The 22,013-nt window shown below is 70.9% G+C and carries 14 protein-coding genes; 5 read left to right on the top strand and 9 right to left on the bottom strand.

What is annotated here, in order from left to right; genetic code table 11:
* Window positions 1-44 precede the first annotated feature (44 nt).
* The 3 genes from HHX40_RS30175 to HHX40_RS30165 all read left to right on the top strand — a co-directional run bounded on the left by HHX40_RS30175 (window position 45) and on the right by HHX40_RS30165 (window position 4,603).
* Window positions 45-581, top strand: coding sequence for a MarR family winged helix-turn-helix transcriptional regulator (locus tag HHX40_RS30175; protein ID WP_182883299.1), 537 nt, complete (start codon window positions 45-47; stop codon window positions 579-581).
* Between the two features lie 325 nt (window positions 582-906).
* A complete protein-coding gene (locus HHX40_RS37285; RefSeq protein ID WP_259404042.1) occupies window positions 907-2,556 on the top strand; it encodes a trypsin-like serine peptidase in 1,650 nt (549 codons plus the stop codon).
* A 529-nt stretch (window positions 2,557-3,085) separates the two neighbouring features.
* Window positions 3,086-4,603 carry a trypsin-like serine peptidase gene (locus HHX40_RS30165; RefSeq protein WP_259404041.1) on the top strand — a complete coding sequence of 506 codons (1,518 nt, stop codon included), beginning with the start codon at window positions 3,086-3,088 and terminating at the stop codon, window positions 4,601-4,603.
* Window positions 4,604-5,149: 546 nt separating this feature from the next.
* Here HHX40_RS30165 and HHX40_RS30160 read toward each other — a convergent pair.
* From HHX40_RS30160 to HHX40_RS30150, 3 genes are all read right to left on the bottom strand, one after another.
* Window positions 5,150-6,682: a trypsin-like serine peptidase gene (locus HHX40_RS30160; protein ID WP_182883298.1), complete on the bottom strand. Its 1,533-nt coding sequence runs from the start codon at window positions 6,680-6,682 to the stop codon at window positions 5,150-5,152.
* A gap of 459 nt (window positions 6,683-7,141) precedes the next feature.
* Window positions 7,142-8,977 (bottom strand): ABC-F family ATP-binding cassette domain-containing protein, encoded by a 1,836-nt coding sequence (locus tag HHX40_RS30155; RefSeq protein ID WP_182883297.1) that lies wholly within the window; start codon window positions 8,975-8,977, stop codon window positions 7,142-7,144.
* Between the two features lie 58 nt (window positions 8,978-9,035).
* Window positions 9,036-9,962 carry a 4-(cytidine 5'-diphospho)-2-C-methyl-D-erythritol kinase gene (locus HHX40_RS30150; RefSeq protein WP_182883296.1) on the bottom strand — a complete coding sequence of 309 codons (927 nt, stop codon included), beginning with the start codon at window positions 9,960-9,962 and terminating at the stop codon, window positions 9,036-9,038.
* A 187-nt stretch (window positions 9,963-10,149) separates the two neighbouring features.
* On the opposite strand from HHX40_RS30150, the gene HHX40_RS37975 reads away from it, so the two are divergent.
* Window positions 10,150-13,287: a protein kinase domain-containing protein gene (locus HHX40_RS37975; protein ID WP_182883295.1), complete on the top strand. Its 3,138-nt coding sequence runs from the start codon at window positions 10,150-10,152 to the stop codon at window positions 13,285-13,287.
* 17 nt (window positions 13,288-13,304) lie between these two features.
* On the opposite strand, the gene HHX40_RS30140 is transcribed toward HHX40_RS37975, so the two are convergent.
* From HHX40_RS30140 to HHX40_RS30120, 5 genes are all read right to left on the bottom strand, one after another.
* Entirely contained in the window at window positions 13,305-14,348 is a 1,044-nt protein-coding gene (locus HHX40_RS30140; protein ID WP_182883294.1) for a M36 family metallopeptidase, read from the bottom strand.
* Between the two features lie 183 nt (window positions 14,349-14,531).
* Window positions 14,532-15,404, bottom strand: a complete 873-nt coding sequence (gene rsmA, locus HHX40_RS30135) for a 16S rRNA (adenine(1518)-N(6)/adenine(1519)-N(6))-dimethyltransferase RsmA (RefSeq protein WP_182883293.1) — start codon at window positions 15,402-15,404, stop codon at window positions 14,532-14,534.
* 50 nt (window positions 15,405-15,454) lie between these two features.
* Window positions 15,455-16,312, bottom strand: a complete 858-nt coding sequence (locus HHX40_RS30130; protein WP_182883292.1) for a TatD family hydrolase — start codon at window positions 16,310-16,312, stop codon at window positions 15,455-15,457.
* Window positions 16,313-16,314: 2 nt separating this feature from the next.
* Window positions 16,315-17,901, bottom strand: a complete 1,587-nt coding sequence (gene metG / locus HHX40_RS30125) for a methionine--tRNA ligase (RefSeq protein ID WP_111701405.1) — start codon at window positions 17,899-17,901, stop codon at window positions 16,315-16,317.
* Between the two features lie 112 nt (window positions 17,902-18,013).
* Window positions 18,014-19,243, bottom strand: a complete 1,230-nt coding sequence (locus HHX40_RS30120) for a glycosyltransferase family 2 protein (protein WP_310738349.1) — start codon at window positions 19,241-19,243, stop codon at window positions 18,014-18,016.
* 293 nt (window positions 19,244-19,536) lie between these two features.
* Here HHX40_RS30120 and HHX40_RS30115 point away from each other — a divergent pair, with 293 nt between their 5' ends.
* A complete protein-coding gene (locus HHX40_RS30115; RefSeq protein WP_182883291.1) occupies window positions 19,537-21,033 on the top strand; it encodes a hypothetical protein in 1,497 nt (498 codons plus the stop codon).
* Here HHX40_RS30115 and rsmI read toward each other — a convergent pair.
* Entirely contained in the window at window positions 21,003-21,830 is an 828-nt protein-coding gene (rsmI, locus tag HHX40_RS30110; protein ID WP_111701407.1) for a 16S rRNA (cytidine(1402)-2'-O)-methyltransferase, read from the bottom strand. The genes HHX40_RS30115 and rsmI overlap by 31 nt on opposite strands.
* Window positions 21,831-22,013: the final 183 nt, after the last annotated feature.

The following is a 22,013-nucleotide window of genomic DNA, read 5'->3' as shown; positions in this document are numbered from 1 at the left end:
ATCGCGTGAGATATCTCGATGTCAAGAAAAGCTAGACTCGGCCCATGACCTTCTCGAGGCCCGCCGAGGACGAGGTGGACCGGCTGGTCGCGGCCTGGAAGCAGGAGCGCCCGGACCTGGACGTGACACCGCTTGAGGTGCTCAGCCGGGTCTCCCGCCTGAGCCGGCATCTTGAGCGTGAGCGCCGGGCCGCCTTCGCCTCCCACGACATCGAGTCGTGGGAGTTCGACGTGCTGACGGCGCTGCGCCGCTCCGGCGAGCCGTACGAGCTGAGCCCTGGCGCACTGCTGCGCGCCACCCTGGTGACGTCGGGCACCATGACGAACCGCATCGACCGGCTCGCCGCCGCCGGACTGGTCACCCGGCGCCCCGATCCCGAGGACCGGCGCGGCGTGCTGGTGCGGCTCACCCGCGCCGGCATGGACCGGGTGGACGCCGCCTTCGCCGACCTGCTGCGGCGGGAACGCGAACTGCTGGCCGGCCTCGACCAGCACGAGCAGCAGGCTCTCGCCCGGCTGCTGCGCACGCTCCTCGTGCCCTTCGACGCCCCGTCCGACGCGCTCGACAACGGGCTCCGGTAGGCGGCACCGCCCCTCTGGGCGCCGACACGGCAATCTCGGACGGGTCTTCGGCGATCACCGGTTTCATCACCGAGTGTGATGTTCGTCACATCAATTACTGGACCGGTCCATCACCGAGCGTGATCAGCGACCGGGTCCACCCGTCATGATCAGCGGAAACGACCACGCCAGAGCCCTTCGGACACCGGCTCGACGCCGGGGGGTCCGCAATCTGGTCACGTGAAATACCCCCTTTCCCAGCATTCTCTCAGATACCTTTCCATTTCGTTCCTTTACTGACGCTTGGGGCGCAGGTGACGCCTCACGACAGACCAGGGAGTTTCTCTTGAAGCGCACGCTCGCTCTCGGTGGCGTCGCGGCCGGCCTGCTGGCCTCCGCCGCTATCGCCGCCCCCGCCGCTCATGCCGGCTCCGACCATCGCGCCGCCACCCTCGCCGGGACCAACCTTGCCGCCAAGGAAGTCGCGGCGTTCTGGTACGGCGAGAACAAGGCGAACCTGATCAACGCCACGCCGTACGGCGTGGAGACCAAGGTCGTCGCCAAGCACGTGTCCAAGGGCGGGCCGTCCGCGGACAGCAAGCCCGGCGTCGTGCCGGCGATCGGCGACGAGAAGAAGTCGACGTCCAAGTCGAAGAACGTGAACCTGCCCAAGACCACGGGCAAGGTGTTCTTCATCGGCGCCGACCACAGGCCGCACTGGTGCACCGCGACCTCGGTGCAGTCGTCGTACCACAACCTGGTCGCCACGGCCGGGCACTGCGTGTACGACACCGAGTCGAACCGGGCCACGCTGGACCGCTGGGTGTTCGTCCCGGGTTACTACCAGGGCAAGACCCCGTGGGGCATCTACGTCGGCAAGACGGCCTACACGCACTACGACTACGACGTGTACGAGGACGGCGACCGCGACTACGCGTTCGTCACCGTGTACAACGGCGTGCTGCCCACCGTGGTCACGGACAGCCACGGGCGTGACGACCACCACGGCCGTGACGACCACCACGGGCGCGACGACCACCACGGCCGTGACGACCACCACGGGCGTGACGACCGCTACGGACGTGACGACCACCGTGGGCGCGGGCACGACGACCGCACCCTGGTCCGCCAGATCAGCGTCCGCGAGTTCCAGGCCAAGAACAAGGGCAAGGACCTCACGGGCAACGGCCCCTGGGCCCAGGGCACGAGCGTCGTGACCAAGGACATCAGCGGCCGCGAGTACGACAGCCGGCGTGACTGGTACATCAGCGAGGACGGCAAGACCCTGTACTTCCGCAAGGAAGTGCGCGGTCGTGACGACCACCACGGTGACGACCACCACGGCCACGGCCAGTACGGCGACCGCGACGTGCCCGGCTTCGGCCAGGGCCACCACCAGTCCCCCTCGCCGAGCCCGTCGCCGAGCGCCTCGCCCAGCGCGACGCCCTCGGCCTCCCCGTCCGCGACGCCCAGCCCCACCTGGCCCGGGCACCGGGAGTACCGCTACTTCAAGCGGACCTTCTACGTGAAGAGCCTGCGCGGCGGCGGTCACGGCCCGCTGATCGTTCTGAAGGACGTCGGCCGCCTGGGCGACAACGTGGGCGGTCAGGGCCTGGCCTACAACCAGAAGATCGGCAGCTCGGTCTTCGTCTTCGGCTACCCGAGCGGATACCACCCCGACGGCAACAACGCCTTCTCGGGTGCGACCCTCAAGTGGAGCTACGGCAAGACCTTCGCCGCCTCGGCCGCCGCGGTCAAGGGCGAGGAGCTGGTCGGCGTCAAGTCCTCCTTCACGGGTGAGGGCGCCATCGGTTCGTCCTGGCTGCTGCAGTACAAGAGCGCCCGTCGCCTCGGTTACCTGAACGGTGTGACCATCGGCCTCGCCGACACCGACAAGAACGACCGGATCGACACCAGCGTCTCCCCGTACTTCGACGGCGAGACCTACGGCGTCTACAAGGCCGCGGCCGGCAACTGGTCCGGCAAGATCGTCTGATCTGTCCCAGACTGATCCCGAAAGGGCCCGGCATCCAGCCGGGCCCTTTTTTTCGTGTTTCGGGCTGCTCGCCGCTGCTCTGTGCTCGCCCCTGGCGGCCGTACACGCCCTTCCCCCCGTGCGGACACCCCCTCGGGGCTCGTCGCAACTCAGCGGCGCCGCCCATCCCCTCCGGGACGGTCCGAGTCACGTCCAGACCCCCGGCACCACCGCGACGGGCAACTCAGACGTGATCACTATGCTTTCTGGTTTCATCTCTTTGGTGTGATTTAGGTCACATTGAGAGCATCTTATGGATCTTGCGAGCGACGCCGGGCGCGGCCGAAGATTCACGCCCCCAACAGGTGAAACACAGCAAATTCTCAGAAACGGTCCGAGGGCACTCCGAGGCTCAACATCACGGAGTGCGACTGTGCGCTCACCCAAAGGCCGTTGATCCTCCTCATTTCTCTTATAACTTTGCTTATCAGTCCTTTACTGACGCATGGGGCGCAGGTGGCGCCCCACGACAGACCAAGGGAGAACCCTCTTGAAGCGCACCCTCACCCTCGGTGGCATGGCGGCCGGTCTGCTGGCCTCCGCCGTTGTCGCCTCCCCGGCCGCCCACGCCGGGAACGACATCTCGCACGACACGCTGGCCAGCAGCAACCTGGCGGCCAAGCAGATCGCGGCGTTCTGGTACGGCGAGAACAAGGCCAACCTCGTCAACGCCAAGCCGTACGGCGTGGAGACCAAGGTCTCCGCGAAGCACGTGTCCAAGGGCGGGCCGTCCGCGGACAGCAAGCCCGGCGTCGTGCCGGCGATCGGGGACGAGAAGAAGTCGTCCTCGAAGTCGAAGAACGTGAACCTGCCCAAGACCACGGGCAAGGTGTTCTTCATCGGCGCCGACCACAAGCCGCACTGGTGCTCGGCCACCTCGGTCCAGTCGAAGTACCACAACCTGGTCGCCACGGCCGGGCACTGCGTGTACGACACGCAGTCGAACAAGGCCACGCTCGACCGCTGGGTGTTCGTCCCGGGTTACTACCAGGGCAAGACCCCGTGGGGCATCTACGTCGGTAAGACCGCCTACACGCACTACGACTACGACGTGTACGAGGACGGCGACCGCGACTACGCGTTCGTCACCGTGTACAACGGCGTGCTCCCGACGGTCACCTCCGACGGCAAGAAGTACGAGTCGGCCGCGTACGAGACCTACGGCCAGGCTGCCTGGGCCCTGCGCAAGCTGAAGGCGCACTCGGGCTACTCCGGCCTCAAGGTCGAGTCCGTCGTGGACTACGCCCACAAGGTGGCCCTGGGCACCCCGGGCTCGAAGAAGGTCGCGGCCAGCGTCGCCCAGATCGCGGTGGACCCGAAGACCAACGACTCGGCTCGCACGACCCTGGAGAACTGGGCCAAGGGCCACATCGGCGAGTCCACCTACGACGACAAGACGTGGGGCGCCGTGGTCAAGGAGGCCCGGAGGCACCACTACTACCGCCTCGGCTGGAACTCCAGCGACGCCACGAAGCAGACCGTCTACACCTTCGAGAAGGACGGCAAGAAGTACCAGGCCACCTTCTGGGGCAACTTCGACGTCGACTACAAGGTCACCGGCAAGACGGCGTCGGTCGGCCTGAAGGACGTCGGCCGCCTCGGCGACAACGTCGGTGGTCAGGGCCTGGCCTACAACCAGAAGATCGGCCAGCCGGTCTTCGTGTTCGGCTACCCGAGCGGTTCGCACCCGGACGGCAACCACGCCTTCTCCGGCAAGACCCTCAAGTGGAGCTACGGCAAGACCTTCGCCGCGACCGCTCCGGCGATCAAGGCTGAGGAGCTCCAGGGCGTCAAGTCCTCCTTCACCGGTGAGGGCGCGCTCGGCTCGTCCTGGCTGCTCAAGTACAACAACAGCCGTCGTCTCGGCTACCTGAACGGCGTGACCATCGGCGTCTCCGACACCGACGGCAACGACCGTTACGACACCTCCGTCTCCCCGTACTTCGACGGCGAGACCTACGGCGTCTACAAGGCGGCCGCCAACGTGTGGTCCGGCAAGATCGTCTGATCTCCGTACGCCTGACGAGAAGGGCCCGGCTTCATGCCGGGCCCTTTTCCGTCGTCCCGGTCACCACCCGGACAGCCCCTCCGCCACAACCGGCCGCTCCGGCGAATCTCTCCACGGCTGAAGAGGCGCGGAGGCCGCACCGGCCCCTACCCTGCCGATGCTGCGCTGTCGTGTGCTGCCGATGTGCTGCTGATGCGCCGCGTGTCCTGCCGGGCCGACAGCGGGCGGCGCGGCGGGCCGGCGAGCAAGCACCCGTCCGCGACAATGATCGACGATGAACATGAAGCAGGACGCCCCGAGCGTGGCGGGAGCCCTGCAGGTCCGTAGGCCTGACCGACCCACAGCCCTCTGAACTTACGGTCCCCAGAAACTACGGTCCCCTGACCAGGGCCATGTGACCGCCGCGGCCACGGGCGCCGCTTCCCGTGGCCACCGTCGCTGTGAACCAGCGCCCATGACCGTGGGGACCTGTGAGCAGGGGCGCTGTGGGAACGGAAAAAGGGCCCGGCTGGATGCCGGGCCCCTTCTCGATCAGTCTTGGGCAGATCAGACGATCTTGCCGGACCACTTGCTGGCAGCGGCCTTGTAGACGCCGTAGGTCTCGCCGTCGAAGTACGGGGAGACGGAGGTGTCGTAGCGGTCGTTGCTGTCGGTGTCGGAGACGCCGATGGTCACGCCGTTCAGGTAGCCGAGACGGCGGCTGTTGTTGTACTTGAGCAGCCACGCCGAGCCGAGCGAGCCCTCACCGGTGAAGGAGGACCGGACGCCCTGCAGCTCCTCGGCCTTGATCGCCGAAGCGGTCGCGGCGAAGGTCTTGCCGTACGTCCACTTGAGCGTGTGGCCGGAGAAGGCGTAGTTGCCGTCCGGGTGCGACCCGCTCGGGTAGCCGAACACGAAGACCGGCTGGCCGATCTTCTGGTTGTAGGCCAGACCCTGACCACCGACGTTGTCACCCAGGCGGCCGACGTCCGACAGACCGATCCAGAGCACCTTGCCGGTGACCTTGTAGTCGGTGTCGAAGTTGCCCCAGAAGGTGGCCTTGTACTTCTTGTTGTTCTGGGAGAAGACGTAGGTCGTCTGCTTCGTGGCGTCGTTCGAGTTCCAGCCGGTGTTGGCCCACCCGACGGTCTGGGTGACCACGGAACCCCACGTGTTGTCGGTGAACGTGGACGAGCCGATGTGGCCCTTGGCCCAGTTCTCCAGGGTGGTCCGAGCGGTGGGGATCGTGGACGGGATGACCGCGAGCTGGGCGACGCTGGCCGCGACCTTCTGCGAACCGGGGGTGCCCAGGACCACCTTGTGCGCCCAGTCGACGACGGGGGTGATCTTCAGGTCGGACGCACCGGACGCCTTGGCGTCCTGGAGGTCCTTGACCTTCTTCTGCGCGTCCAAGGGGGTCTCGAAGGTGCCCCAGTCCTTGCCCGCGTCGCTGTGCGCGCCGGACAGGTGAGCACGGTCGACCTTGACGCCGTTGTACACGGTGACGAACGCGTAGTCGCGGTCGCCGTCCTCGTACACGTCGTAGTCGTAGTGCGTGTAGGCGGTCTTACCGACGTAGATGCCCCACGGGGTCTTGCCCTGGTAGTAACCCGGGACGAACACCCACTTGTCGAGGGTGGCCTTGTTCGACTCGGTGTCGTACACGCAGTGACCGGCCGTGCCGACCAGGTTGTGGTAGGCCGACTGCACCGAGGTCGCGGTGCACCAGTGCGGCTTGCCGTCGCCGCCGATGAAGAACACCTTGCCCGTGGTCTTGGGCAGGTTCACGTTCTTCGACTTCGCGGCCGACTTCTTCTCGTCGCCGATCGCCGGCACCACGCCGGGCTTGCTGTCGGCCGCCGGCCCGCCCTTGGAGACGTGCTTGGCGACGACCTTGGTCTCCACGCCGTACGGCGTGGCGTTGATCAGGTTGGCCGCGTTCTCGCCGTACCAGAACGCCGCGACCTGCTGGGCGGCAAGGTTGGTCTTGGCCAGCGAGTCGGCGGCGACGTCGTTCCCGGCGTGAGCGGCCGGGGAGGCGACAACGGCGGTGGCCAGCAGACCGGCCGCCATGCCACCCAGAGCAAGCGTGCGCTTCATGGAAAATCTCCCTGGTCTGTCGTGAGGCGTCACTTGCGCCCCATGCGTCAGTGAAGGAACGAGGAGAAAGTTATACGAAGAAAGGAGGGAAAAAGTGGTAATCCTGCAGCGCAATTAGCCGGCAAGCGCGACATACGTGGCGCTCTGTCAGCGCGGTTCCTGAATGTCAGCTGTGTTTGCGCTGATCATGTGGGACCTGACGGGATGGTTGTCAGCCAGTGGGTCAGGACGTGATGTGACGAAGGTCACATCCCAGGGGTGGAACCCATACCCGTCGTGAATACGTCCGAGTGGCCCCGCGGACCGTACACGGCGCGGCGGTGACCGTCACAAGGACCGTCACAAGGCAGCGGCGCGCGGCCCTCCCGGGCCACGCGCCGCCTTGTCCCGCGTCCTGGTGGAGATGTGAGCCCTGCGGCCGGTCTCCACGCCCTGGGCGCGCAGCCGCAGAGACCGGGGTCACTGGCCTTCGAGGCGTTCGGCGAGCTCCATCCATTCGAGCTCGACCGTCTCCTTCTGCGCGCCGACCTCGCGAAGGTCCGTGTCGAGAGCGGCCAGGCGGGTGAAGTCGCCGGCGGCCCCGGCCATGTCGGCGTGCAGCGCCGCCTCCCGCTCGCCGAGCTTGTCGAGCTGCCGCTCCAGCCGGTTGAGCTCCTTGCGCAGCTCCCGCAGTTCCTTGGCCGACAGCCCGGCCGTGGCCGCCTGGTCCGCGCCCTGTCCGTCCCCGCCCTGCCTCTGCTCCGCCGGTACGGCGGCCGGAGCGGCCGACGACGCCGCGGCGCGGGCGGACAGCGCGGTCCCCGAGGCCCGGCGCTCCAGGTATTCGTCCACGCCACCGGGGAGCATGGAGAGCCTGCCGTCCCCGAGCAGGGCCACACAGCGGTCGGCCACCCGCTCCAGGAAGTAGCGGTCGTGGCTCACCACGACCAGCGTGCCGGCCCAGCCGTCGAGCAGGTCCTCCAGCTCGGTGAGGGTCTCGATGTCGAGGTCGTTGGTCGGCTCGTCGAGCAGGAGCACGTTCGGCTCGTCCATGATCAGCCGAAGGAGCTGGAGCCGCCGCCGCTCACCGCCGGACAGGTCGCCGACGACCTTCCACTGCGCCTCGCCCCGGAAGCCGAGGCGTTCGAGCAGCTGGGAGGCCGACCATTCCTTCTTGCCTACCTGGACGTACTTGCGCACCTCCTCGACGGTCTCCAGCACCCGCCGCGACGGATCGAGGTCGTGCAACTCCTGCGACAGGTGCGCGAGCCGTACGGTCCTGCCCCGCACGACCCGGCCGCTGTCCTCGGTGACCGTACCCGACAACAGGCGCAGCACCGACGACTTGCCCGAGCCGTTGACCCCGATCAGCCCGATCCGGTCACCCGGGCCGAACTGGTACGTGCTGTGGTCGAGCACGAGCGGCCCGGCGCCGGGGCCGCCGGCGTGGAGCGTCACGTCCTCCAGGTCGAAGACCGTCTTGCCCAGCCGCGCCGAGGCGAAGTTGAGCAGCTCGACCGTCTCACGCGCCGGCGGCTCGTTCGCGATCAGCGCCTCGGCGGCGTTGATCCGGAACTTCGGCTTGGACGTACGCGCCGGCGGGCCGCGCCGCAGCCAGGCGATCTCCTTGCGCATGAGGTTCTGCCTGCGCTCCTCGGCCGCCTGGGCGAGCCGGGCGCGCTCGGCCTTGGCGAGGACGTAGGCGGCGTAGCCGCCCTCGTACCGCTCGACCGTGCCGTCCACGACCTCCCAGGTCCGGGTGGCCACCGCGTCGAGGAACCACCGGTCGTGCGTGACGACCAGCAACGCCGACCTGCGCCGGGACAGGTGCCCGGCCAGCCAGGCGATGGCCTCGATGTCCAGGTGGTTCGTCGGCTCGTCGAGGACGATCAGGTCGTGCTCGCCGATCAGCAGCCTGGCCAGTGCGGTACGGCGGCGTTCGCCGCCGGACAGGGCGCCGGCCGGGGACGCCAGGTCGACGTCACCGAGCAGCCGGGCGAGGATCTCCCTGATCGCCGCGTCGCCGGCCCATTCGTGCTCGGCCCGCCCGGCCAGGACGATGTCCTTCACCGGCATGTCCGGGTCGAACTCGTCGCGCTGGGAGAGCATGCCCACCCGCAGGTTGCGCGTGTGCGTCACGCGCCCGCTGTCGGGGCGCAGCGTGCCGGAGATGATGGAGATGAGCGTGGTCTTGCCACCGCCGTTGCGGCCCACGACGCCGATCCGGTCGCCCTGCTCGATGCCGAGGGAGACATCGGCCAGCAGGGGCTTGAGACCGAAGGCGTGGGAGACCGACTCCAGATTGACCAGGTTCATCGTCCGACAAGCCTATCCGCCCCGCGACCCTCGAACCTATTCGGCGAGCATGCGGGCCTCAGCCCACGACCACGGCTCCGGGGACCGGGCCGGTGGCCGTGACGGCGGCCCGGCAGCCCTCGGCGTTCTTGAGCCCGGCGGCGATCTCCGCGGCGTGCGTCTCCGACGCGGCGAGGAACGCGCAGGTCGGGCCCGACCCCGAGACGAGCGAGCCCAGGGCGCCCAGCTCGGCGCCGGCGTGCAGCGTGTGCGCGAGCGACGGCCGCAGGGACAGCGCCGCGGGCTGCAGGTCGTTGGTCAGCGCCCGGCCGAGGGCCGCGGCGTCCCCCTCCCGCAGCGCGGCCAGCAGGGGTTCGCTCGCCCCCGGAAGGCCGGGGTCCGTCCCGGCCTCCTCGCGCAGGCGGTCGCACTCGCCGTACACCCGGGGAGTGGACAGACCGCCGTCGGCGAGCGCGAAGACCCAGTGGAAGGCGCCCGACGTCTCCAGGCGTGACAGCCGCTCGCCCCGGCCGGTGCCCACGGCCGTGCCGCCGAGCAGGGCGAACGGCACGTCGCTGCCGACGTCGGCGGCGATCTCCATGAGGTCCTCCACCGGCAGGCCGAGGCCCCACAGCTCGTTGCAGGCCACCAGGGCGGCGGCCGCGTCGGCGCTGCCTCCCGCCATGCCGCCGGCGACCGGGATCGACTTGCGGATCAGCAGATCGGCCCGGTAGGAGCGACCGGCGTGGCCGGCCAGCGCGCGGGCCGCCCGTACGGCCAGGTTGTCGTCGTTCGCGGGGACCTCGCCCGCCGACTCCCCCTCGATCCGCACGGTCAGCGGCGGCGCGGCCGCCGACACGTCGCCGGGCTCGGCGGCCGTGACCTCGTCGAAGATCGACACGGCGTGGAAGACGTTCACGAGGTCGTGGTAACCGTCCTCGCGCAGCGGCCCGACCGCGAGTTGCAGGTTGACCTTCGCGGGCACGCGTACGGTGATCGCGCTCATCGGGCCGCCGCCCGCGGGACGTCCTGGCGGCCGGCCCTGCGGGCGGCCTGCGGGTTCGCTCCAGACATGGGACCCGAGCCTAACGTGGTCCCGTTCTCCGTCCGGCCAAGAGAAGCTCATAAACGAGGGCGAAAGCCGTACACGTCCCGGTACGGTGACCTCAGATCCGCCCCCGTGCCGGCCTCCCGTGACGCCCTCCCGTCATGCCCGTCCCCGGCACCGCCCCCTGGGAGCCCTGATCGATTCCGACGCCGCCACCCCCCTTTCACCGAGCGACCCGAGCGCGATCGGCGACTACCGGCTGGTGGGCCGGATCGGCTCGGGCGGCATGGGCACGGTTTACATGGGCGTCTCCCCGGAGGGGCGGCACGTCGCGGTCAAGGTGATCCGGGCCGGCCGCTCGGGCGACCCCGGCTTCACGGCGCGGTTCGCCTCCGAGGTCGAGCACGCCCGCGCCGTCGCGTCGTTCTGCACCGCCCAGGTGCTCGGTCACGGCGAGACGCCGGACGGACGGCCGTACATGGTCACCGAGTACATTCCCGGCACGCCACTCGACCGGCACATCGCGACGGACGGCCCGCTGGAGCCGGGCACGCTGCACGGCGTCGCGTTCGGCGTGGCAGCGGCACTGACCGCGATCCACGCGGCCGGGCTGGTCCACCGGGACCTCAAGCCCTCGAACGTGATCCTGTCGATGTCCGGGCCCCGTGTCATCGACTTCGGGATCTCGCGGGCCGTGGACGCCACCCACGGCCACACGGGGACCGACGAACTGGTCGGCACCCCCGGCTGGTGGGCGCCCGAGCAGCTCCGGGGCCTCCCGGTCACCCCCGCCGCCGACGTCTTCACCTGGGGCTGCCTGGTGGCGTACGCCGCGGGCGGGCGCCACCCCTTCGGGGAGGGCGACCCGATGGTCCTCGCCCACCGCCTGCTGGAGAGCGCGCCCGATCTCGGTACGCTGCCCGCGCCGCTGGACCGCCTGGTCCGCCGGGCGCTCGACCGGGAGCCGCGTAACCGGCCCACGTCGCAGGAACTGCTGCTGGACCTCGTCGGCAGCCGGCCCGACCCGACGACCCAGGTGATCGAGGGCCCGTGGGACGCGCCGTCACCGCATCCGTCCGGGCCGCGCCCGCGGCGGAGGACCGGGAGACTGCTCGCGCTGGTCGCCTCCGCCGTGGCTCTCGCCATCGTCGCGGGACTCGCGGTGGGGCTGCTCACCTCCCGCTCCGGCGGCGCTCCGCCCGCCGCCCGGGAGAGCGACGTGGGCCGCCGCATCGAGATCGGGGACGTCCAGGTCGTCGTCCAGCCCCCTGCCTGCCACGCCCCGACCGGCTCCGGCGCGGTCGGCGGTGGCGCGGCCCGAGCCGACGTGGTCAGAGCGAGCGTGGCCGGCGATGACGTGGCCGGGGACGGCCTGGTGTGCAGAATCGACTGGATCATGCTCAACATGGGCGGCGCGGACGCCGAACCGGCCGGCCCGCCCGACCTTCTCGACGACCGGAACGTGCCGCACCACCCCCGTGCCTCCCACCCCGCGCCCGGCACGCTCGCACCGGGGGCGATGGTCACGCTCAGCGCCGAGTACGCCCTGCCTTCCGGCCGTACGGCCGCCCGCCTCGACGGCCCGTTCGTGGCCCACGCGCCGGCCGTCCACGTGCGTCTTCCCCCGCCCGGGAGCGCGTACGGGAAGGCGCCCGGGGAGGCGCCCCGGCGGGCCGCGCCGGAACCGGCCCCCGCGAGCCCGTCCCCCCGAAGTCCCACCACCGGGAGTCCTGCCCCCGGAAGTCCTGCCGCCGGAAGTCCTGCCCCCGGAGGGACGCCGGACCCCGCCCTGGAGGCGAGCGGCGCGACGACGGCGACGCCCCCCGGCGACGCCGGAGGCGGCGACTGCGCGCGGGCCGGCGCGGCCGACTTCGACGGAGACGGCTACGACGACGCGGTGGTCACCGACCCGCTGGCCCCGAGCCCGGACAGCACGGCGGTGGGATCCGGCCGCGTGTTCCTCCTTCGCGGCGGGCCTCCGTCGAAGCCGGCGCCCGTGGTCACCGCGTTCGACGCCGCCGCCCCCGGCTGGACGGCCCGCGCCGCGCACATCGACGGCGACCGGTGCCTGGATCTCGTGGTCTCGACCCCGTACGCGTACGGGGGAGCGGGGCAGGTGCAGGCGCACGGGGCGGGGGTGGCGTACGTCTACTGGGGCGGGCGCGGCTTCGGCACGCCCGGCGCGCCCCGGACCGAGCTGCGCGCCCCCGAGGCCAGGACCGACGCCCACTTCGGCTGGTCGCTCGCCGTGAGCGACACGTCTCCCGGCAGCGGGCACTCCGACGGCCTCACCGCCCCGGCCCCCGCGAACACCGGCACGGGCACGGGCACGACCGATGGCGGCACCGGGACGGCCGCGCAGGGGGTGGTCGTGGTCGGCGCGCCGCACGAGGACGCCGACGGCGAGGTCGACTCCGGAGCCGTCTACGTCTATCGGTTCACCGGTCGCAGCCCCGGCACGCCCCAGCGCGTCACGCAGGACTCGCCCGGCGTGCCGGGAGGGTCCCAGCCGGGCGACATGTTCGGCTGGTCGCTCGCCCTCGGGCGGCTCGGCGGGGCCGCCGGGCCGCTCGACCTCGCCGTGGGCGCGCCGTTCGAGGACCAGGAGGAGAACGGCCAGGCGGACACCGGCGCCGTCACGGTGATCTACGACGTGGCGACCCGGCCGTGGGCCTACCAGGGCGCCGGGTGGAGCGTCTCCGGCCTCACCGCCGACCTGCCGTCCCATCCCGGCGACCGCCTCGGCTACTCCCTGGCGTACGGCGCGGGGTACCTGGCGGTGGGCGCCCCCGGGGCCGATCCCTACGACACCCGTGACGCCGGGGCGGTGCTGCTCCTCCAGGCGGCCGGTCCCGGACCGCGATTCGTCCGGCTGCTGGGCGCGCAGGCCGAGGCGGGCGAACGCGGGCGGTTCGGCTTCTCCCTGGCGCTGGCCGGGCCGTCCCTGCTCGCCGGGGCCCCCGGGCAGGCGCTGCCGGGCGTGCCGGAGGCGGGGGCGGTCCACGTGATCGGGCTCACCGGCCCACCCGGCCGCGTCGTGCTCCGGGAGGACAGCCCCGCGCCGTACGACCATCTGGGGTGGAGCGTGAGCGGCACCGCGGACGGCCGCGTGCTGGCCGGGGCTCCGGACGGCGGCGTGACGGGCGCGGTGATCTATACGACGGTCTCCCGCGCCGGGGCGTCACCCGGCTCCGAACCCTCTTCCGGGTCTGGAGGGCGGACGGTGCTCCCCGGGCCGGACGGCGCGGACACCCTCGACTTCGGCGCCGCCGTCGCGGGCTGACGCCCGCCTCCGCGTCCTCAGAGGATGCCGCGGTCAGCGAACGCCTTGGTCACTGCGTTCGCCGCGCTCGCGCCGTACAGGCGGCGTGCCGCGGCGACGGTCGCCTCCGCGGCGGCTCTGAACGTGGTGTCGGGGGCGAAGGCGAACTGCGCCTCGATGATCAGTGTGCTCGCCTTGCGGTCGCCGAGGGCGCGGCGGACGTCCCACAGCGCGCGGGCCCAGATCTCGCCGTCGGCATGCACCTCGCCCCTGACGTCCTCGGGATAGTGCTTGGTCCCGTCGAGGCGGCGCAGGCAGTGCGGCGCCGAGGTGTAGCTCACCGAGTCCCAGTCGGCCACGCACGCCTCGTCCGTCCTGGTGGGCGTGCCGGTCGCCCAGCTGCTCACGGCCACGGCGAGGTAGTCACCGAACGCCTCGCCGATCGCGCCGGACTCAAGGGTTGTGCCGAACCCGGGCACCTGCCCGTCCTGGACGCTGTGGCCGTACTCGTGGACGATCACCTCGGCGTCCTCGCCGTCGTCGACGCCGCCCTTGCCGAGACTGACGTTGGCCTTGTCGTCGCGGAAGAAGGAGTTGTCGCCGCCGTACTGGTCGATGCGCAGCTCGATCTGCCGCTGGTTCACCGGCCGCAGCGTGCCGCCGAACCCGAGCGACTGAATGTAGTGCTGGGCGGTGGTCACCCAGTGGTAGCCCATCACCTGCTCGAACTGGTCCGCGTCGCGGTGGTAGGCCGGGAAGGCGCCGCCGGACACCTTCGCGGCGGCGCCGGTCGTGCTCTTCACCCGCACGTAGCGGCCGGTGAGCGTGCCGGAGCCGTCGAGGTCGGTGAGCGTGACCTGCGTGTACGCCGGTCCGAACCCGGGCAGGTCCGCGTCCTTGGCGTCGGTCAGGTTCTGCAGGCCGAGCTGCTGCACGGGGTTGGGCGCGAAGACGGTCGCGGTCGCCGTGGCGGTCCCGGCACCGGCGTGCGCGGCGACGGGCGTGACGGCCGCACCGGCCACGGCGGCGGCGAGAGCGCCGGCGAGGCCGGCGGCCAGGGCGGGGAAGCGCTTGGGGGGCATGGAGATCCTCCGTGGTGTGGCGCACGATTCCAAGCAATCGTCGTCACGTCCCCTCGCCACCACAAGAGCCGAGGCCTGTCCGTAATGATCATATTCGGCCGGTTTCATCCAACTCGGCCGAGCGAGATCAGGGCAGGCCGGAGCGTATGCCTCAGTCGTCGAGCCGAGAGGCCGCCCGGCGGGTCAGGGGGTGGTCGCGGGGCGGGGGGATCTGGCGGCGCGCTGCTCGGCGATGCGGGCGAAGTCCTCGACGCGCAGTTGCTCGCCACGGGCCGAGGGGTCGACTCCGGCCCTGACGAGCGCCTCCTCGGCGGCGGCGGGCGTACCGGCCCAGGAGGCGAGCGCGGCCCGCAGCGTCTTGCGGCGCTGGGCGAAGGCCGCGTCGACGGCGGCGAAGACCTCCTCGCGGGTCGCCGTCGTCGCCGGCGGCTCGCGCCGTACGAGGGAGACCAGGCCGGAGTCGACGTTCGGCGCGGGCCAGAAGACGTTGCGGCCCACCGGGCCGGCCCGGCGCACGTCGGCGTACCAGGCGGCCTTCACCGAGGGCACTCCGTAGACGCGCGAGCCCGGAGCGGCGGCCAGGCGGTCGGCGACCTCCGCCTGCACCATCACCAGCCCGCGCCGCAGCGACGGCAGCACCCGCAGCAGGTGCAGCACGACCGGCACCGACACGTTGTACGGCAGGTTGGCCACCAGCACGGTCGGCTCGGCCGGGAGGTCGGCGGGGCCGACCTTGAGCGCGTCGGCGTGCACCACGGTCAGCCGGTCCGCCACCTCGGGGGCCCGCTGCGCGACCGTCAGCGGCAACTGCCCGGCCAGCACCGGGTCGATCTCCACGGCGACGACCTGGGCGACCTCCGGCAGCAGCGCCAGGGTGAGCGAGCCGAGCCCGGGGCCGATCTCGATCGCCACGTCCTGCGGGGCGACCTCGGCGACCCGGACGATCCGGCGGACCGTGCCGCCGTCGATCACGAAGTTCTGCCCCAGCTTCTTCGTCGGGCGGAGGTTCAGCTTCTCCGCCAGCACACGCACTTCGACCGGCCCGAGCAGACTCATGACTCCAGTGTCGGGCATCCCCGCGCCGGCCCGGACCACCGGCGGGCGCCTCACCAGGCGCCGAACGCCGCCTCGCCGTTGGCGGAGACCCGGGCCGCGAGATCGGCGAGGTCCATGCCCTTGACCTCGGCGAGGCAGCGGAGCGTGAGCGGGATCAGGTAGGGCGCGTTGGGCTTGCCCCGGTGCGGCGTCGGCGGCAGGTAGGGCGCGTCGGTCTCGACCAGCACGAGCTCGGGCGGGGCCACCGCCGCCGCCTCGCGGAGATACCCGGCGTTCTTGTACGTCACCGGGCCGGAGAACGACATGTAGTAGCCGGCGTCCACGCACCGCTTGGCCATCTCGGCATCCCCGGAGAAGCTGTGGAAGACGACCACGTCCGGGGCGCCCTGGTCGGCGAGCACGGCGAGCACGTCGTCGTGCGCGTCCCGGTCGTGGATCACCAGGGCCTTCCCGGTCCGCTTGGCGATCTCGATGTGCGCGCGGAAGCTCGCGTGCTGGTCCTCCTTCGAGGCCCAGTCGCGGTAGTAGTCGAGCCCGGTCTCCCCCACCGCCCGCACGTCCGGACGCCGGGCGAGGTCCTCGATCTCGGCGAGGACCTCGGGCGTGGACGCGTGCGCCTCGTTGGGGTGGATGGCCACCGCGGCGTACACGTCGCGGTGCCCGGCGGCCACGGCGGCGTTCCAGCGGGAGGACGGCAGGTCGTACCCGACGGTCACCAGGCGGGTCACGCCGACCGCTCGCGCCTCGGCCACGATCGACTCGACGTCCACGCCGGCCGCCTGGGCCGCCAGCGCGACCGGGTCGCCCGAGGACGCCTGCCGGTTGCCGACCATGATGTCGAGGTGGCAGTGGCTGTCGAACACCTCTGCGGGCAGCGCCTCGGGTGGCGCCGGACGCTCTCGCGACATGGTCAGGCGTTCTCCAGCCTCGGGAAGAGGATCTCTCCCTTGACGACCTGCGCCCCGGCGGGCAGCCCGCCCCAGGTGGCGACGTCGGCGATCCGCTGGTCCGCGAGCGCGCCGAGGTGGGGTTCCGCCCCGAGGGACGCCCACAGCTTGGCGCTCGTGCCCGGCATGACCGGGTGCAGCAGCACCGCGATCGCGCGCAGCGACTCGGCCGCCGTGTAGAGGATCGTGGCGAGCCGCGCCTGCCCCTCGGGCGACTCGTCCTTGGCGACCTTCCAGGGCGCCTGGTCGCTGAGGTAGCCGTTGACCTGCTTCACGAACTCGAAGATCGCGCCGATGCCGGCGGAGAAGTCCAGGTTGTCGCCGATCAGGGTGTCCGCCTGGGCCGCCGCGGCGGCCAGGCCGTCCGCGATCGCCTGCTCGGCGGGACCGGCGTCCGTCGCCTCAGGAAGCGTGCCTTCGAAGTACTTGCCGACCATCGCGGCCACCCGGGACGCCAGGTTGCCGAAGTCGTTGGCGAGTTCGGAGGTGTAGCGGGCGGAGAAGTCCTCCCAGGAGAACGAGCCGTCCTGGCCGAACGGGATCGCCCGCAGGAAGTAGTAGCGGTAGGCGTCCACGCCGAAGTGCTCGGTCAGCTCACGCGGCGAGATGCCGGTCAGGTTGGACTTGCTCATCTTCTCGCCGCCGACCATCAGCCAGCCGTTGGCGAAGACCCCGCGCGGCAGCGACAGGCCGTTCGCCATCAGCATGGCGGGCCAGATCACCGCGTGGAAGCGGAGGATGTCCTTGCCGACCAGGTGGATGTTCGCCGGCCAGGTGGCGTCGAACTTCTCCTGGTCCGAGCCGTACCCGACGGCCGTGGCGTAGTTGAGCAGGGCGTCGATCCACACGTAGATGACGTGCTTGGTGTCCCAGGGGATCGGGACGCCCCAGTCGAAGGTGGACCGCGAGATCGACAGGTCCTGCAGGCCCTGCTTCACGAACGACACGACCTCGTTGCGCGCCGAGGCGGGCCGGATGAAGTCGGGGTTGCGCTCGTAGAACTCCAGCAGCCGCTCGCCGTACGCGGAGAGCCGGAAGAAGTAGTTCTCCTCCTTAAGCCACTCCACCGGGCGCTTGTGGATCGGGCACAGGTCGCCCTCCAGCAGGTCGCCGGGCGACTTGTACTCCTCGCACGCGACGCAGTACGGCCCTTCGTACCCGCCCTTGTAGATCTCGCCCTTCTCGTACAGGTCCTGCACGAACTCCTGCACGCGGTCGGTGTGGCGCGGCTCGGTCGTACGGATGAAGTCGTCGTTGGCGATCTGGAGGTGCTCCCAGAGCGGCTTCCAGGCGTCCTCGACGAGCTTGTCGCACCACTCCTGGGGTGTGACGCCGTTCGCCTCGGCCGTGCGCATGACCTTCTGACCGTGCTCGTCCGTGCCGGTGAGGTACCACACCTTCTCGCCGCGCTGGCGGTGCCAGCGGGTGAGCACGTCGCCCGCGACGGTCGTGTAGGCGTGGCCCAGGTGCGGGGCGTCGTTGACGTAGTAGATCGGCGTCGTCACGTAGTACGCCGACTCCCCGGATGCTGTCGTTCCTGTAGCCGCCATGAGCGAATCCTATCGGTCCGCGACCGGTGCCTCCCCTGGATAACGGGGGCGGCACACGGGTCCGCGCCAGCTCCCGATCATGCCCCGGATCAGGCCGGGACCAAGGCCGGGATCAGGCCACGGACTCGCGGTTGACGTCCTGGCTGACGGCCTCGGCGGCCTCCTCCGCGGCGGACGCGGCGATGTCGGCCGGGGTCTCCCGCGAGCGGCGGATGCCGAGGATGCTGATGAACAACGACGCGAAGATCGTCTGGAAGCTCATGACGAACGCGGTCGCCGACGGCACGACGAGACGCAGCGACTCGGCCGGGATCAGCTCGCCGAAGCCGCGGCCGCCCCAGTGGGACAGCGAGGCCACCAGGCCGGCGAGACCGGCCACCGCGAGCGCGCCACCGGCCAGCAGGCCCCGCTCCAGCGTGACGATGTCGACCAGTTTCCTGACCCGCCGGTCCTCGGGGAGGAAGCCCTCCTCTGCCGCGTACACCTTGGTGAACAGCGCGAACAGCACGGCCTGGAAGCCGATCACCACCATCGCGGACGCGCCGACCAGCGTGTCGACGTCGAAGGCGAGCTTGCCGATCCGCACCTGGCCGAACGTGAGCGCGGCGCCGGCCACGAGGCCGAGGGTCATCAGCACCAGGCCGGGGATGAAGAACAGCCAGCGCGGGCTGTAGAGCATGAGGAAGCGCAGGTGGCGCCACCCGTCCCGCCAGGAGCGCAGGTGCGGCGGGCGGGAGCGGCCGTCGGGCGACAGGGTCGTCGGCACCTCGCGGACGTCGAGCCCCTGCAGGGTCGCCTTGACGACCATCTCGGAGGCGAACTCCATGCCGCCGGTCTGCAGCCCGAGCCGCAGGATCGAGTCGCGGCGGAAGCCCCGCAGGCCGCAGTGGAAGTCGCCGATCTCGCTGGGGAAGAACAGCCGGCCGATGAAGGACAGGACCGGGTTGCCCAGGTAGCGGTGGAGCGGGGGCATGGCGCCCGGCGCGATGCCGCCGCGGAACCGGTTGCCCATGACCAGCTCGGCGCCGTCCCGGAGCTGCTCCACGAAGGGCATCAGGTTGGTGAAGTCGTAGGAGTCGTCGGCGTCGCCCATGATGACGTACCTGCCGCGGGCGGCGCGGATGCCGCCGATCAGGGCGTTGCCGTAGCCCTTCGCGTCGACGTGGACCACACGGGCACCCGCGTCGCGGGCCAGCTGTTGCGAGCCGTCCGTACTGCCGTTGTCGGCGATGACCACCTCGCCGTCGACACCGTTCTCCCGCATGCAGGTGAGAGCCTTGCGGACACAGATCTCAACGGTCTCGGCCTCATTGAGGCATGGCATGACAACGGTAAGTTCCACGTCGCAACTCCTTGCATATGACGGCAGGACACCAATGATGCCTGCTTCCCGGTAGCGTCCGAGTCAAGTCGGCGAAACGGCTGGCATTCTGTAACCGTGACTCCACCCACCGCCGGAGCGGCGGGCGGCCCGCGTCACCGCCCGGACGGCGACGCAGAGGACGGGCCCGGCACCGGAAATCGGAAGACATCACCGACGAGATCCGAGGGGAGGAAGCGGGGACCCGCCCGCCTGCTCAGGCAGCCGGTCGCCCCCGCGCGACGTTGATGGTCGCGATCGCGGATCCTCCCTCGGTGGACGCGGTCCCGCTCGGCCGATGGGGCCGCGCGGCCGCCCTGCTGCGCCGGCACCGGGTCTTCGCGGTCACCCTCGGTGTGGGCTTCGTGCTGCGGATCGTCACGATGCTCGGCTTCGGCCCGGCGATGTGGTTCAACGACTCCTACGACTACGTGTCGGTGGCGCTGCGCCCCCGGCCGCACCCGATCCGCCCGGACGGATACAGCTTCTGGCTGCTCCTGCTCAGGCCGTTCCACAGCTTCTCGCTTGTCATCCTGACCCAGCACCTGATGGGACTGGCCGCGGCGGTCCTGATCTACGCGCTGCTGACCAGGAGATTCGGGATGCCGGGCTGGGGCGCCACGCTCGCGGCGGCCCCGGTGCTGTTCGACGCCTACCAGATCCAGCTCGAACAGCTGGTCATGTCGGACGGCATGTTCATCCTGCTCGTGGTGGGCGTGGTGACGCTCGTGCTGTGGCGGGAAAGGATGACCTGGCGCGGCGGGACCGCCGTCGGGCTGCTGCTCGCGGTGACGGCGCTGACCCGGAGCATCGGCCTGCCGATCCTCGCGCTCGTCGTCGCGTACCTGGTGATCAAGCGGGCCGGGTGGCGGCCGATCGCCGCCATGGTCGTCGCCTGCGCGCTGCCCGTCCTGGCGTACATGGGCTGGTTCAAGGCGGTGAACGGGCAGTTCGCGATGACCAACAGCGACGGGGTCATCCTCTACATGCGGACGTCGCTGTTCGCCGACTGCCACAAGATGGACATCGACGAGCGGCGTGAGCTGGAACTGGCTCTGCTGTGCATCAACACGCCGCCGGACAAACGCGGTCCTTACTCCCAGGCGTACCTGTGGTGGGACGACCAGAACCAGCTCCACGTGTTCGGCTCGGGCATGAAGTTCACCCCGGAGATCAACGCGAACGCGAGCGCGTTCGCCAAGAAGGCGATCCTGTCGCAGCCCGGCGACTACCTCGCGGCGGTGGCCAAGGACTTCTTCCGCGCCTTCCACTGGGGCCGCCCGCGCTTCCCGGATGCCAAGACCTACAAGCAGTACGAGTTCTCCAACGAGTACACGCGCAAGCTGCCCAAGTGGAGCTCCTACCACAGCACCACCGACAAGGACGCCGAGGCGTACGAGAACGGGCCGGCCGCGACGCGAATCGTCTCGCCCTGGTCGAACTTCATGATCGCCTACCAGAAGGTCGTCCGGCTGCCGGGCCTCGTGCTGGGGCTGCTGCTGCTGTTCGGCCTGTACGGCGTGGTGCGGCGCTGGCGCGAGCTCGGCGGGCCCGTGCTGCTGCCCTGGCTGGCGTCGGCCGGCCTGATCCTGGCGCCGGCGGCGACCGCCGAGTTCGACTACCGCTACCTGCTGCCCGCCGTCCCGCTCGCCTGCCTCGCCGCCGCCATAACCGTGCGTGACCTCGTACGGCGCCGGGCCGGAGCGCGGGCGGAGCGGCGGAGCGGCCAGGGAGAGAGCGGTCAGGGGGAGGAGGTGTGGACGGCGTTGTAGAGGTCGCGCCTGGAGACGCCCGCGGCCTTGGCCACCTCGACGATGGCCTGCTTGCGGGGGACTCCCGCGGTCTCGCGCCGGGCCACCTCCTCGACCAGCTCGTCGATGCCGGGCGCGGCCTCCTCGGCCGTCCGTCCGGCCACGACGAGCGTGATCTCTCCCCTGACCTCGCCGGCCGCCCATCCGGCCAGCTCGCCCAGGCCGCCGCGCCGCACCTCCTCGTACGTCTTGGTCAGCTCGCGGCAGACGGCGGCGGGCCGTCCGGGGCCGAAGGCCTCCGCCATCGCCTCCAGGGTCGCCCGCAGGCGGTGCGGCGCCTCGAAGAAGACCATCGTGCGCTCCTCGGCGGCCAGCGAGGCGAGCCGCCGGGCCCGCTCCCCCGGCTTGCGCGGCGGGAAGCCCTCGAAGCAGAACCGGTCGCTCGGCAGCCCGGACACGGCGAGTGCCGTCGTCACCGCCGACGGGCCGGGCAGCGCCGTCACCGGCAGGCCGGCCTCGACCGCGAGGCGGGTCAGCCGGTAGCCGGGGTCGGACACCCCGGGCATCCCCGCATCGGTGATCACGACGACGGTGCGCCCCTCGCGCAGCGCCTCCAGCAGTTCGGCGGCCCGCGCGCTCTCGTTCGCGTCGTAGTAGGACACCACCCGGCCCGCCGGGGTCACCTCCAGGTCGGCCGTGAGCCGCCGCAGCCGGCGGGTGTCCTCCGCCGCGATCACGTCGGCCGTCGCGAGCACCTCGCGGAGCCGGGGGGAGGCGTCTTTGGGCTGGCCGATGGGCGCCGCGGCGAGAACGAGCACCCGTCCACCCTATGACCGGCGCGCGGCGGCCCCGCGACGTCCCTCGTCCGCCCAGGGTGTGAAACATTCACGGTAAGAGGCTCGCAGGCCCCGATCCCAGCGCGAATCGTGTCCTCCGCGGGGACTCACCAGTAATCTGTCGGGGTGGCCGTGACCGACTATTCCCACAAGGCGTTCGAGCAG

It is taken from the genome of Microbispora sp. H10949, from assembly GCF_014161435.1.
GTDB classification, from domain to species: Bacteria; Actinomycetota; Actinomycetes; order Streptosporangiales; family Streptosporangiaceae; genus Microbispora; species Microbispora triticiradicis.
This window is presented reverse-complemented; position numbering and strand designations above follow the sequence as displayed.